Origin of the sequence: Actinoplanes sp. NPDC049265 (assembly GCF_043197135.1) — a bacterium.
Lineage (GTDB): Bacteria > Actinomycetota > Actinomycetes > Mycobacteriales > Micromonosporaceae > Actinoplanes.
In genome coordinates this window covers 82,000-95,160 of the sequence record NZ_JBICSP010000011.1, presented here as the reverse complement: position 1 = coordinate 95,160, position 13,161 = coordinate 82,000, and the positions used below count along the sequence as shown (strand labels likewise).

At 71.5% G+C, this 13,161-nt stretch carries 12 protein-coding genes; 8 read left to right on the top strand and 4 right to left on the bottom strand.

Annotated features, from left to right (window positions below):
* From ACGFIO_RS25215 to thiC, 4 genes are all read left to right on the top strand, one after another.
* Nucleotides 1-747, top strand: coding sequence for a thiazole synthase (locus tag ACGFIO_RS25215; RefSeq protein WP_392829160.1), 747 nt, complete (start codon nt 1-3; stop codon nt 745-747).
* Nucleotides 741-1,478, top strand: coding sequence for a thiamine phosphate synthase (locus ACGFIO_RS25210; RefSeq protein WP_392829158.1), 738 nt, complete (start codon nt 741-743; stop codon nt 1,476-1,478). The genes ACGFIO_RS25215 and ACGFIO_RS25210 overlap by 7 nt, the downstream gene beginning before the upstream one ends.
* Nucleotides 1,475-2,236 (top strand): bifunctional hydroxymethylpyrimidine kinase/phosphomethylpyrimidine kinase, encoded by a 762-nt coding sequence (gene thiD, locus ACGFIO_RS25205; RefSeq protein WP_392829157.1) that lies wholly within the window; start codon nt 1,475-1,477, stop codon nt 2,234-2,236. Before ACGFIO_RS25210 ends, thiD begins: the two co-directional genes overlap by 4 nt.
* A 68-nt stretch (nt 2,237-2,304) precedes the next feature.
* A complete protein-coding gene (thiC, locus tag ACGFIO_RS25200) occupies nt 2,305-3,840 on the top strand; it encodes a phosphomethylpyrimidine synthase ThiC (protein WP_392829155.1) in 1,536 nt (511 codons plus the stop codon).
* Here the strand turns inward: thiC and ACGFIO_RS25195 are convergent.
* From ACGFIO_RS25195 to ACGFIO_RS25180, 4 genes are all read right to left on the bottom strand, one after another.
* Nucleotides 3,828-4,250, bottom strand: a complete 423-nt coding sequence (locus ACGFIO_RS25195) for a ribonuclease domain-containing protein (protein ID WP_392829154.1) — start codon at nt 4,248-4,250, stop codon at nt 3,828-3,830. The two genes, thiC and ACGFIO_RS25195, sit on opposite strands and share 13 nt — an antisense overlap.
* A 74-nt stretch (nt 4,251-4,324) precedes the next feature.
* Nucleotides 4,325-5,938, bottom strand: a complete 1,614-nt coding sequence (locus ACGFIO_RS25190; protein ID WP_392829153.1) for a hypothetical protein — start codon at nt 5,936-5,938, stop codon at nt 4,325-4,327.
* Nucleotides 5,939-6,008: 70 nt separating this feature from the next.
* Nucleotides 6,009-6,758, bottom strand: coding sequence for an ABC transporter ATP-binding protein (locus tag ACGFIO_RS25185; protein WP_392829151.1), 750 nt, complete (start codon nt 6,756-6,758; stop codon nt 6,009-6,011).
* A gap of 19 nt (nt 6,759-6,777) precedes the next feature.
* The gene (locus ACGFIO_RS25180) at nt 6,778-7,992 is read right to left on the bottom strand and encodes an ABC transporter substrate-binding protein (protein ID WP_392829150.1); all 1,215 of its coding nucleotides are present in this window, start codon (nt 7,990-7,992) and stop codon (nt 6,778-6,780) included.
* A gap of 422 nt (nt 7,993-8,414) precedes the next feature.
* Here ACGFIO_RS25180 and ACGFIO_RS25175 point away from each other — a divergent pair, with 422 nt between their 5' ends.
* The 4 genes from ACGFIO_RS25175 to ACGFIO_RS25160 are packed head-to-tail and all read left to right on the top strand — an operon-like array spanning nt 8,415 to nt 13,072.
* A complete protein-coding gene (locus ACGFIO_RS25175) occupies nt 8,415-11,651 on the top strand; it encodes a nitrate- and nitrite sensing domain-containing protein (RefSeq protein WP_392829148.1) in 3,237 nt (1,078 codons plus the stop codon).
* 3 nt (nt 11,652-11,654) lie between these two features.
* Entirely contained in the window at nt 11,655-12,068 is a 414-nt protein-coding gene (locus tag ACGFIO_RS25170) for a roadblock/LC7 domain-containing protein (protein ID WP_392829146.1), read from the top strand.
* Nucleotides 12,069-12,105: 37 nt separating this feature from the next.
* On the top strand, nt 12,106-12,471 hold the full coding sequence (locus ACGFIO_RS25165; protein WP_392829144.1) for a DUF742 domain-containing protein: 366 nt from the start codon (nt 12,106-12,108) through the stop codon (nt 12,469-12,471).
* Complete coding sequence (locus ACGFIO_RS25160) at nt 12,452-13,072, top strand: ATP/GTP-binding protein (protein ID WP_392829143.1); 621 nt, start codon at nt 12,452-12,454, stop codon at nt 13,070-13,072. The genes ACGFIO_RS25165 and ACGFIO_RS25160 overlap by 20 nt, the downstream gene beginning before the upstream one ends.
* The last annotated feature ends 89 nt before the right edge of the window (nt 13,073-13,161 follow it).

Genomic DNA, 13,161 nt, shown 5'->3' with positions numbered 1-13,161 from the left:
GTGGAGATCTTCAAGTCGTCCCGGCTGATCCTCGGCACCGGCGGGGCGCGCAGCCTCGTCGAGCTCGAGACGGCCATCGAGGAGTCCGGCACCGACCTGGTGACCGTGGCGCTGCGCCGGATCGACGCGGCCGGGCCGGGGCTGTTGCCGATGCTCGACCGCCGCCAGGTGCGCGTGCTGCCGAACACGGCCGGCTGCTACACCGCCGCCGACGCGGTCAAGACGGCGCGGCTGGCCCGGTCGGCGTTCGAGACCGACCTGATCAAGCTCGAGGTGATCGGCGACGAACGCACCCTGCTGCCCGACGCGGTGGAACTGCTGCGGGCGGCCGAGACACTGGTCGCGGACGGGTTCACGGTGCTGCCGTACACCAACGACGACCCGATCCTGGCCCGCCGGCTGGAGGCGACCGGCTGCGCCGCGGTGATGCCGGCCGGTTCGCCGATCGGTTCCGGGCTCGGCATCTCCAACCCGCACCACATCGAGCTGATCCGGCAGAACGTCACGGTGCCGGTGATCCTGGACGCGGGCATCGGCACGGCCTCGGACGCGGCGCGGGCGATGGAACTCGGCTGCGACGGCGTCCTCATCGCCAGCGCGATCACCCGGGCCGAGCATCCGGCGCGGATGGCGGCGGCGATGCGGCACGCGGTCGAGGCGGGGCGGCTGGCGTACGGCGCCGGGCGGATCCCGCAGCGCTTCCACGCGGTGGCCTCGACCCCCGACGCCGGGAAACCGACGTGGTGACGCCGGCCGGGCTCGTCGTGCTCACCGACCGCCGGTCCGCCGCCGGGCCGCTGGTATCGGTGGTCAAGGCCGCGATCGAGGGCGGTGCCGGGTGGGTGGTTCTGCGGGAGCGCGATCTGGGGTACGCCGAACGCCGCGCCCTCGCTGACGACCTTCGAGCCTTGCTGCCGCCCGGCCGGTTGATCGTGGCCGGCCCCGATCCCCTCGGCGGTGACGCCGTGCATCTGGCCGCCCGCGACCTGCTGCCGGCGCCCGGTCCGCGGCTGGCGCCCCGCGAGGTTGCCCCCGCGCCCGGTATCCGGCTGGTCGGCCGGTCGTGTCATTCGCTGTCCGAGATCCGGCGGCTGTCCAGTGAGGACTTTGTGACGCTGTCGCCGGTGTACGCCACGGCGTCGAAGCCGGGCTACGGTCCGGCGCTGACCCCGTCCGGCGCGGCCCGGCTCGGCGGCGGCCTGCGGTGGCTGGCGCTGGGCGGGGTGACCACCCCGGACCAGGTGGCCGAGTGTCTGGCCGCGGGGGCGGACGGCGTGGCCGTGATGGGCGCGATCATGACGGCCCGCGACCCGGCCGCCGTGACCGCGTCCCTGCTCGCCGCCTGCTCCCCGGCACCAACCGCCCCACCGGCGTCCGTGGTCGGCGCGGGCGCGGTGGTCGCCGCGGACAGTCGTAGGGCGGGGCGGTATGCGGGGCGTGAATACCGCGCGGGGCTATCACTGGGGGAGGAGGCGTGACGCCGGCGGTGGTGTTGACGATCGCGGGGTCGGACTCCGGGGGCGGGGCGGGGATTCAGGCTGATCTGAAGACGTTCGCGGCGCTCGGGGTCTATGGCGTTTCGGTGGTCACGGCGATCACGGCCCAGAACACGCTGGGCGTCACCGGGGTGCACGCGGTGCCGGCGGCGATGGTGGCGGCTCAGCTGGACGCGGTGCTGGACGACTTCGAGGTGGCGGCGGTCAAGGTCGGCATGGTGCCGGATCGGGCGGTGGCCGAGGTGATCGCCGCCCGGGCCGCACGGCTGCCGAACCTGGTCGTCGATCCGGTGCTGGTCGCCACCTCCGGCAGCCGGTTGTCGGCGGTTGCGTCTGTGGAACCTCTGCTGGCGTACCCCCGCGTCCTGACCCCGAACCGCCACGAAGCCGGCGCCCTCCTCGGTGGGCGACCGGTGACCAGCGTGGCCGAGGTCGAAAGCGCGGCCGAGGAACTGGCCCGGCGCGGGGGCGGCGCGGTCGTGGTGACCGGCAGCGAGAGCGCGCTCGACATCCTGCACTGCGACGGGACGACCACGCACCTGCCCGGCGACGCCGTCGACACCGCCAACAACCACGGATCGGGGTGCACGTTCTCGTCGGCCATCGCGGTGCGGCTTGCGCTGGGTGACCGCGTTCCGGTTGCGGTGCGTGCGGCCAAGTCCTATGTGACCAATGCGCTGCGTGGCGGGAAGGACTGGAAGCTCGGCGCGGGGCCGGGTCCGCTCAACCACTTCGTCTGAGTTTTCACGCTCTGATCCCGGACAAACGCGGCCTTGTGCTGCCCGTTTTATACCGAAAGGGGAGGAACATGCGACGGAAGGTGTACGACCAAGGGGTGCCGTTCGCGGAGATCGAACTGAGCGGGGACAACCCGCCGGTACGGCTCTACGACACATCCGGTCCGGGCAGCGACCCGGCGGAAGGGCTGCCGGCGTTGCGCCGGGAGTGGATCACGGCCCGGGAAACGAAGATCACCCAGCTGGCCTGTGCACGGGCCGGGATCGTGACGCCCGAGATGGAGTTCGTGGCCATCCGCGAGGGCATGGACGTCGAGGTCGTACGGGACGAGATCGCCGCCGGGCGCGCGGTGCTGCCGGCCAACGTCAACCACCCGGAGAGCGAGCCGATGATCATCGGGTCGCGGTTCCTGGTCAAGGTCAACGCCAACATCGGTACGTCGGCGGTCACCTCGTCGGTGGCCGAAGAGGTGGACAAGCTCACCTGGGCGACGCGCTGGGGCGCCGACACCGTGATGGACCTGTCCACCGGCAAGCACATCCACGAGACCCGCGAGGCGATCCTGCGCAACTCGCCCGTGCCGATCGGAACCGTGCCGCTCTACCAGGCCCTGGAGAAGGCCGGCGGCGACCCGGTCAAGCTGACCTGGGAAATGTTCCGGGACACGGTCGTCGAGCAGGCCGAACAAGGCGTCGACTACATGACCGTGCACGCCGGCGTGCGGCTGGCCCACGTACCGCTGTCGGTCGGGCGGGTCACCGGCATCGTCTCGCGCGGCGGGTCGATCATGGCGGCCTGGTGTCTCGCGCACCACCGGGAGAGCTTCCTGTACGAGAACTTCGCCGAGCTGTGCGAGATCTTCGCCCGGTACGACATCACCTTCTCGCTGGGCGACGGCCTGCGCCCGGGCTCGATCGCCGACGCCAACGACGAGGCGCAGTTCGCCGAGTTGCGTACCCTCGGCGAACTCACCCACATCGCCTGGGCGCAGGACGTGCAGGTGATGATCGAGGGGCCTGGTCACGTGCCCATGCACAAGATCAAGGAGAACGTGGACCTGCAGCAGGAACTGTGCGACGGCGCGCCGTTCTACACGCTCGGGCCGCTGACCACCGACGTGGCGCCGGCGTACGACCACATCACCTCGGCCATCGGTGCCGCCATGATCGGCATGTTCGGCACCGCGATGCTCTGCTACGTGACCCCGAAGGAACACCTCGGGCTGCCCGATCGGGACGACGTCAAGGCCGGCGTCATCGCGTACAAGATCGCCGCGCATGCCGCCGACCTGGCCAAAGGACATCCAGGGGCGCAGGCCTGGGACGACGCGCTGTCCAAGGCCCGCTTCGAGTTCCGGTGGGAGGACCAGTTCAACCTGTCGCTCGACCCCGAGACGGCGCGGAGCTACCACGACGCCACGCTGCCCGCCTCGCCGGCCAAGACCGCGCACTTCTGCTCGATGTGCGGGCCGAAGTTCTGCTCGATGCGGATCAGTCACGACCTGCAGCAGTACGCCGAGCAGGGGATGCGCGCCAAGAGCGAGGAGTTCCGGGCGGCCGGGGCCTCGATCTATCAGATCTCGCCGGCTTCGTCTCAGAGCTTGTAGAACGTCACATAGTGGTCGGGGGTGAACCAGGTCTCGCGGGTCGACCGGTTCACCACGATCCGGTAGGCGTCCCGGGCCGCGCCACGAGCTCGCGGGTAGACGTCGTACTCGTTGTAGGTCGCGTTGGCGGGCAGCTCACCCTCGCGGTTCTGGTAGGTGCCGCCGGAGAAGTTGTACTGGCCGTAGGGCCACGCGTACCAGGTGCGGTTGGTCGGCCAGCCCAGCTCCGACCAGCCGCTCCGCGCGGTCCGGGCGGCGCCGCACCGGGAGATCGTGCACGAGTTGTAGACGGTCGCCTCGGCCGCCGGGGTCGCGGTGGGCGCCACGATGGCCGGCGCGACCAGCGCGATCCCGGCCAGGGCGAAGACGGTGGCGATGGACGTGAGGAAACGACGCACGCTTACGGTCATGTCCTCATGGTCGGTGCCGGCGGCGGCTCGCGGTACATCCCCGACACGTCATTTCATTGACGTTCGGCCATGGGTTACTCGTTGCTCAGCTTGCTGACCCAGTCGACGTACTCGTCCTCCTTGGCCTGCCGCTTCGACTTCTTCTCGGGCACCGGCACGACGGGCAGGGGCGGCGAGGAGGGTTCCGGCTGGGGGAGTGGCGCTGAGATCGCTTCCGGTTCGGGTACGAGCGGAGCACCCCGCAGCCGCTCGGGGGTGGCGTCCATGTTGACCGGGCGGCGCTGCGGGCGCGGGGCCTCGGGCGGGATCTCGGGCGACGCGGGCGCGGCAACGTGGGGCGCGTCGCCGCCCGGGCCGGCAGCGTCCCGGGCCGGCCGTCGTCCTCGTCGTGAGCTCTTGACGGGCGGCAGCTCGTCGGTCGGCGCGTCTCCGCGCGGTGCTTCCCCGCGACGCGCCCGCCCACGACCTCGCGGCTGGTCGGCGCGAGGCGCGTCCCGCCCATCTCGCGGCTCGTCGGCGACCGGCCGGCCGGCCCGGTCGTCTCGCGGTTCGTCGGCGGGCGGCCGGGCGGCCCGGCCGGGCGAGCGGCCGCGGCGAGCCGGGCGGGCCGACACGTCTTCGGCCGGCGGTCCGTCGGCGGGCCGCGGCTGAACCGGGATCGGCGCGGTGGTCTCCTGATCGTCCGCACCGGAGTGCCGGCCCAGGCCGAGGTCCGCGGTCGGCTCGGTGTCGGTGTAATCGCCGGGCCGGTGGTCCGAGCCGGGTCCGTCCTGATCGAAATCGGCCGATCGGCGGCCCGGCCCGGATGTGGCGGCCGGGCCGGTCTCGTCGTCGGCATCCTCCGGGGCGCGGCGGATGACCGCCGCCAGCACCGACCCGAGCACCCCGGCGCCGGTGGCCGTCATCGCCGCCCAGTACGGCACCACCTGGTAGCGGTCGGCGCCCGACCCGGGGCCGGCGATGAGGTACGAGAGGGTGAGCAGCGCGGGACCCGGCAGGCCGGCCAGGGCGATGGTCAGCAACGGCAGCTCGCGGCGGCGGGCCGCGTACCCCAGGATCGCCCCGGTGACCAGGGCCAGAGCCGGCATCGTGAAGAGCGCGGTCCGTTGCGTCAGCCCCGGCGAGAGATAGCCGGCGTCGAAGACGCCGAGGCGGACGGCCGGAAGCGGATCGTCGGGGGCCAGCGACGGCGCCACCGAGAGCAGGGCCAGCACCCAGACCGCGATTCCGATCACGGTCAGGCTGCGGCGGGCGATCAGCTGGGTCAGCGCGGCGTACGCGGCGAACACCCCGATCGCCGCGCCTATCCCGGCGCAGATGCCGATCACGAAGACCGGATGCACCCCGTCGACCCGCGCCGTGCGGGCCGGCTGCATGGTCAGCGGCACGACCAGCGCCGCACCGAGACCCGCGGCCAGGGCCAGCGCGACGAACGTGCCGGGGGTCGACGGCGCCCGCCAGCGGTCCCGTAGCCAGCGGCCGGCCAGCCCGCCGAGCACCGCGGCGGACATGGCGAACCACGCCACCCAGGCGAGCTGGGCGGTCCACTGGTCGCGGGCGGCCTGCTCGACCACCCTGGTCAGGCGCAGGATGCCCAGGCCGTAGGCCAGGCCGAGCTGACTGGCACCGGCCAGGGCGGCCACACCCAGGGTCGTGCCGAGCAGCTTGGCCCAGGTCCGAAATGCCATGCGGGCACGGTACGGAATGGGCCCCGTCGATCGCCAGTTGAGGGTGGCTACTTAAGGATTCGGTAAGCCTTCACGACATCAACAGTTCGTGCAGGTCAGCACTACACCGTGCGACCTCTTCGAGGTGGGTGGTGCGGCCGAGCGTACGTGGCCTGGGGATCTTGATCTCGAGGATCTCGCGGATCCGGCCGGGGCGCGGGCTGAGCACCACGACCCGGTCGGCCAGCAGCACCGCCTCGTCGATCGAGTGTGTGACGAAAACCGTGGTGGCGTGGTTGTCCATGTGCAGTTTCTGCAGCTCGCCGGCGAGTTCCTCACGGGTCAGGGCGTCCAGGGCCGAGAACGGCTCGTCCATCAGCATCACCTTGGGGTCGGTGATCAGCGACCGGCACAGCGCGACCCGCTGCTGCATGCCGCCGGAGAGCTCGTGCGGCATCCTGCGCTCGAATCCGGACAGACCGGTGAGTTCCAGCAGCTCGAACGCCCGGGGACGGTGCTCGGCCACGCGCCGGCCGAAGATCTTCACCGGCAGGAGCACGTTGTCGAGCACGGTGCTCCACGGCAGCAGCGCCGGCCGCTGGAACATCATCGCGACGTCGCGCCGCGGCCGCCGGACCGCCTCCTCGCCGATCGTCACCGCGCCGCCGGTGGCCGGCAGCAGTCCGGCGATGATCCGCAGCATGGTGGACTTGCCGCAGCCGGAGCGGCCGAGGACGGCGACGAACTCGCCGTCGCCGACCTGGAGGGTGATGTCGCGGAGCGCTTCGACGGTGCCGGACTTGGTGGTGAAGGTCCGGGACACACCGGACAGCCGGATCATCGTCGCGCCCCGGCCGGCATCAGCTGGCCAGCCGCCAGCGGCCGCTGCGCGCCACCAGGAGCGTGAGCGCCTGCGGCATCAGTCCGGAGTGGTTGTCCGGGGTGAGCCGGATCGCCCCGGAGATGCCGTCGAGCTGGGCCGTCTCGACCGCGTCGCGGATCGCCACCCGGTCGGTGCCGTTGCGGGCGATCGCGTCGGCCAGCACGTTGACGGCGTCGGCGGCCAGCGCGGCGACCCCGTTGTAGGTGCCGTAGCGCGAGGTGTAGTCGCGGAACCACTGCTTGCGGGCCGCCTTGGCCGGAGTGGTGGCGATGACGTCGTCGATGGCCAGCGTCTGGGTGAACACCATCTTGGCGCCCTCGGACGCGGCCTCCGCGTCCTGGGGGATGAACAGGTCACCGGCCGCGGCCGCGTCGTAGTAGATCTTCCCGGTGAAGCCGGCCGCCTTGGCGCTGGTCGCGGCGAGCGCGGCCTGATCCGGGCCGATCAGGAAGACCAGCGCGTCCGGTTCGCTGTCGGCCAGCGTCCCGACCGCCTGGGTGATGTCGGTGGCGGACGCCTTGACCGTGACCGAGCTGGGGATCTGCAGACCGGCCTTGGCCGCCTCGCTGGTGAACGCCGCCTTGGCGCCGGTGCCGTAGTCGTCGTCGGTGGAGAGGACGCCGACCCGCTTGACGAAGGCCTTGGCCGAGACCCGGTCGGCCTTCAGCGCGCCGGCCAGGGCGGCCGCGCTGTCGCCCGAGTTCGGGCCGAGCTTGAAGATGAACTTGCGGTCCTGCACCGGCTGGGCGACCTGGTTGGCCGGGGCCAGCGCGATGGTCGGCACCTTCTTCTCATTGATGGTCTTGTACGCGTTGGAGATGCACGCGCTGCAGTAGCCGGACACCACCGCTGCGACCGCCGGGTTGTCGGCGAACGCGCTGATGTTGCGCAGCGAGACGGTGGGGTCGGACCGGTTGTCGAGGACGGACAGCCGCAGCCGGCGGTTGGCCAGCACGCCGGACGCGTTGATCTGGTCGATGCGCAGCTGCAGGGCCCGCCCGTAGGCGGCGTCGGTCGGCGAGTTGGCGGCCAGGTCGGCGCCGATCAGCACGTCGGCGGGGGCGGTGGCCTGGTCGTCGTCCGACGAACACCCGGCCAGCCCGGTGGTGAGCAGTGCCGCGGCCGCGATGGCGGCCGTGACCCGACGGGGGAACCTCACTGCGGGCGCCTTCCTGAAAGGGGATGTCCACATCGCGAACATGTCTGCAGTGGACCAGGTGTGCACGGACACCGCGTCCGTCCGATCGCGAGAAACCTTGCCAACGTGAAGGTTCCTAGGTCAAGCCGACCCGTCACGCGGCGCGAGACATAGATCTCACATAGTGGTTGGAATCTTGAGAGTGATGCGTTACTGCTTGCGTACTTACCGTTGTCAAGGTCATATTCGTGCACGTCAAAGAGATCTGATTGTGGAGCCGGTCACTGAACGAAAGCTTGCCATTCCACAGAGTAGGACGTTTATGGTCGTGACCGGACTTCCCAAAGGCAATGCGGGTCTGATGAAATCGCGGCCGTGCCGCAGGTTGCACGCACCTGTCCGCAGCCATCGGAAAGGCCCGGGTCAGTGGCGCCGGGTGGGTGAACTGCTGCGGGGATGACCAGCGAGGAGATGTCGTGAGCACCGGTTCTTCGACCCAGCCTGCGGCCTACCCTGCGGCGGCGGGCCGGCCGCGACGTGGGCTGCCGCGGCTCAGGGATGCGCGGATCCGTACCAAGCTGGCGCTGATCCTTTTCGTACCTCTGGCCGCCGTACTCGCCCTCGGCGTCATCCGCCTTTACGACATCGGCAACCAGGCCGTCGACGCCCGCGAGGTCGAGAGCCTGACGCGCCTTTCGGCGGATGTGTCCGAACTGAACCAGGTGCTGCACTCCGAGCGGATGGCCGCCGCCCAGTACCTCGCCAACGCGCGGGCGCCGAAGGACGCGTACACCGCGGCGATCGCGCGGAGCGACAGCCGGATCCGCCAATACCAGGCCGATCGGCGCGAACTGGACGACGTGCCGGCCTCGATCGCGGAACGGCTCACCCGCATCGACGACGACCTGCGCACCATGGACCTCACCCGCAGCCGGGTGTCCGAGCGCGACAAGATCTCGATCACCGAGGCCGTGCTGCGCTACGGCGTGGTCGCCACCGACCTGGTCGGCTACGGCGAGGCGCTGGGCCAGTTCGCCGGTGACGGCGCGGTCGGCGACGACCTGCGCGCGGTCAACGCGTTCGCCAAGGCCAAGGCCGGCACGGCCGAGCAGGAGGCGATCGCCTACGCCGCCAGCAACGCCGGTGACATCAGCGCCGAGCAGCAGGCCGCGTTCATCGCCACCCAGACCAGCCAGCAGGAGGCGCTGCTGGCCTTCTCGGTGGTGGCCTCACCGGCCGACCAGGCCCTGGTCGACGGCACCGTCACCGGCGACGCCGTCAGCCTGGCCGACCAGACCGCGATCCGGCTCGCCCGCGGTGAGAACGTGCCGGTGAGCGAGATCCAGCAGACCTTCGGCGCGGTCGTCGACCTGATGCGCTGGGCCGAGCAGCGCCTCGAACAACAGGTCATCGCCGGCGCCGCCGACGAGACCTCGTCGATCAGCCGGCGCGCCGCCGTCGAAGGCTCCCTGGTCCTGCTCGTCCTGCTGATCGCCATCGCGCTGGCCATCGTGCTGGCCCGCTCGCTGGTCCTCTCGCTGCGCCGGCTCCGCGAAGGCGCGCTCGGCGTGGCCCACCGCGACCTGCCCGAGGCGGTGGCCCGGCTGCGCGACGTCCGCAACCTGGGCGACGGCGGCGCCGACGACATCGTCAAACAGGTCCGCGACCCGATCCAGCTGCGCAACCGCGACGAGGTCGGCGAGGTCGCGACCGCGTTCAACACGGTCCACCGCGAGGCCGTCCGGATCGCGGCCGAACAGGCCGCCCTCCGCACCAGCGTCTCGGCGATGTTCCTCAACCTGGCCCGCCGCTCGCAGAGCCTGGTCGACCGGATGATCGGCGAGCTCGACATGATCGAGCGCGGCGAGGAGGACCCGAAGCGCCTGGCCCAGCTGTTCGAACTCGACCACCTGGCCACCCGGATGCGCCGCAACGACGAAAACCTGCTGGTCCTGGCCGGCGCCGACTCCAGCGCCCCCCGGCGCGAGGACGCCCTGATGGTGGACGCGCTGCGCGCCGCGCAGTCCGAGGTCGAGCTGTACAACCGCATCGAGTTCGGCACCGTCGACACCGACATCTCGATCGCCGCGATCGCCGTCAACGACGTGGTCCGGCTGGTCGCCGAGCTGCTCGACAACGCGACCCGGTTCTCCCCGCCGAACACCATCGTGGTGGCCGACGGCCGGCGCATCCGCGACTACGTCGTGATCCAGGTCGAGGACCGCGGTCTCGGCATGTCCGACGAGCAGATGCAGCAGCTCAACCAGCGGCTGGCCGAACCGCCGTCGGTCGACGTGGCGGCGTTCCGGCTGATGGGCCTGGCCGTGGTCGGCCGGCTCGCCGACCGGTACGGCATCCGCGTCGAGCTGCGCGCCAACGTCGAGGGCGGCACCATCGCCCAGGTCACGCTGCCGAGCAACATCGTGCTGCTGCCGCACCGGCCGATCGACGGCCCGCCGCCGGCCCGTGACCCGCTGCCCCAGCAGACGCAGCTGAGCCGCGGCTTCTCCGGCAACATCGACGCCCTGCCCGGCCGCAGCGGGATGGTCACGCTGCCGGCGGCCGAGGAACCGTCCTGGCGGGCCGAACTCCCGGCGCCGGCCCAGGCGCACCCGCTGCTGCCGCAGATGCCGTCGCAGCGGCCGCCGTCCGAACCGATGCCGACGCTGGCACCCACCGCCGACCGGCCGTCGCTGCCCACCCGGGTGGCCCAGCCGATCGCGTCCACCCCCGCCGCCCCGCCGGTCGAACAGCCGGTGCCGGCCGCGCCGCCGAACAGCTGGAGCGACCCGACCCGGGCGTTCCCGGCCGTCCAGCCCGCCTCACCGGACATCCAGGTCGCGGTCGGGTTCGTCACCCCCGACGGCCGCAAGGTCCCGCCGCCGGCCCGCCCGGCCAGCCCGAACCCGTCCGGTTGGGGCGCCGCGCTGGCCGCCATGCCGGCCGCACCGCCACCGCCCGAGCCGGCCCAGGCCGACGACCGCGCCGAAGCGCCGATCTTCCTGCAGATGCAGGCCAGCTGGTTCCGCGCGCACGACGACAGCGGCGACCCGAACGACTGGGGCATGCCGACCGCCGGCTACGCGCCCCCGCCCAGCCCCACCTCGCCCGCCCCGGCCATGGCCGGCGCCGTCTCCGCACCACCCGCTTCCCAGCCGGCCGCTCGCCCGGCCGAGAGAACCGCGCCGGCCGCTCGCCCGGCCGAGAGAACCACGCCGGCCGCTCGCCCGGCCGAGAGAACCACGCCGGCCGCTCGCCCGGTGGAAAAGGCTGTGCCGGCTGCTCGCCCGGCCAGGTCCGCGCCCGCTTCCACATCGGATCTACCCCCGAGGGATGTTTCCGGAAGCGGTTCCGGGCAGAATGGGCCGCGGTCGATGCCGCCCGGCACCGACCACGGCGGCTCCTCCACGAACTCTCGACCGGCTCCCCCGGCCGAGGAACGGTGGCGTACCGCCGCCGACGAGGGATGGCAGCGGGCGATGGCAGCGGCGGAACCCACCGACGGTGGCCAGACCCGCTCCGGGCTTCCCAAGCGGGTACCCCAGGCACAACTGGTGCCCGGTGGCGTGCAGAGCGGAGAACGTAACCAGAGCCGGCGCAGTCCGGACGAGGTACGCGGCCTCCTCTCGGCATACCACCGCGGCGTGCAAAGAGGGCGTACGGCCGGCGGTGCCGAGGCCGGCGCGGGCGCCCCTGCTCCTAAGGAGAACTGACAAGTGACCAGGCCCCCCACCATGCAGGACATGGGCTGGCTGCTCAGCAACTTCGCGGACAGCGTCGCCGGCATCGCACATGTCGTCGCCGTCTCCGCGGACGGGCTGCTGCTGGCCTCCTCCCGCGACCTGCCCGCCGACCGCGCCGACCAGCTCGCCGCGATCACCTCGGGCGTGGTCAGCCTGACCGAGGGCGCGTCCCGCATGTTCAGCGCCGGCGAGGTCCAGCAGACCATCATCGAGATGGACAGCGGCTACCTCTTCCTCATGTCCATCAGCGACGGGTCCTCGATGGCCGTGCTGGCCGCGCGCAGCTGCGACGTCGGCCAGGTCGGCTACGAGATGGCCCTGCTGGTGGAGCGGGTCGGCGCGGCCCTCGTGCCCGCGCCCCGCGAGACCGTCGGCCACCAGGCCTGACGGTCCGGACCCGGCTCTTCGAGGAGGGAGGTGACCGATGGGGCAGCCCAGGCACGACCCACGTGGCAACTTGGTCCGGCCCTACGCGGTCACCCGCGGCCGGACCGAGCCGCAACGAGACATTCCGATCGAGGCTGTCCTGGTCGCCAGCCAGGCCAACGTGCAGGAAGCCCGGTTCGCCGGGCACGACAAATATCGCATCGCGCTGCTGTGTGAGCCGAGGGCCCAATCCCTGGCCGAGATCGCGGCGTACCACCGGTTACCGCTGGGGGTCGCCCGAGTCCTCGTCGCCGACATGGTCGCCGACGGGTTACTGGAATTGCACAGTGCCGCTCCCAGACAAGGATTCGCGGAGCGGATGGATCTGCTGGAGAGGGTGTTGAGTGGACTTCGCAAGCTCTGAGCGGGCGGGGGCGCAACCCAAGGAGATCACCTCCGCGAAGATCGTGGTCGCCGGCGGCTTCGGCGTCGGCAAGACGACTCTGGTCGGCGCGGTCTCCGAGATCGAACCGCTCACCACCGAGGCGGTGATGACGTCCGCGAGCACGGGCGTCGACGACGCGTCCAAGGTGCCCGGCAAGGAAACGACCACGGTCGCCATGGACTTCGGCCGCATCACGATGGCCGACGACCTGATCCTGTATCTTTTCGGCACGCCCGGGCAGACCAGGTTCTGGTTCATGTGGGACGAGCTGATCCGAGGCGCCGTGGGTGCCGCGGTCCTGGTCGACACGCGCCGCATCTCCGACGCGTTCGCCCCGCTCGACTATTTCGAGAACCGCCACCTGCCTTACCTGGTCGCCCTGAACTGCTTCGACGGCGCCCCACGGTACGAGCCGGAAGAGGTCCGCGAGGCCTTGGCGATCGCGCCGCACGTCCCGCTGATCATGTGCGACGCCCGCCACCGCGACTCGGTCAAGGCCGTGCTGGTCGGCGTGGTCGAACACGCCATGGCCACTCTGGTCGAAGAACAGGGGCGAGGCTTCCCCGCGACAGTGGGCTGAGCTCTTTCGTCGTCCGCCGGGCCCGGGTTGGTCCCGTTGTCTTGAAGATCAAGTTCAAGGGCGGGATTTCCCGGGTCCGTTGTGGTCCG

Excerpts from the sequence above, each read along its gene's own strand:
- thiC (WP_392829155.1), top strand. The coding sequence starts at position 2,305 with ATGCGACGGAAGGTGTACGACCAAGGGGTGCCGTTCGCGGAGATCGAA.
- ACGFIO_RS25195 (WP_392829154.1), bottom strand. The coding sequence starts at position 4,250 with ATGACCGTAAGCGTGCGTCGTTTCCTCACGTCCATCGCCACCGTCTTC.
- ACGFIO_RS25190 (WP_392829153.1), bottom strand. The coding sequence starts at position 5,938 with ATGGCATTTCGGACCTGGGCCAAGCTGCTCGGCACGACCCTGGGTGTG.
- ACGFIO_RS25185 (WP_392829151.1), bottom strand. The coding sequence starts at position 6,758 with ATGATCCGGCTGTCCGGTGTGTCCCGGACCTTCACCACCAAGTCCGGC.
- ACGFIO_RS25180 (WP_392829150.1), bottom strand. The coding sequence starts at position 7,992 with ATGTGGACATCCCCTTTCAGGAAGGCGCCCGCAGTGAGGTTCCCCCGT.
- ACGFIO_RS25165 (WP_392829144.1), top strand. The coding sequence starts at position 12,106 with ATGGGGCAGCCCAGGCACGACCCACGTGGCAACTTGGTCCGGCCCTAC.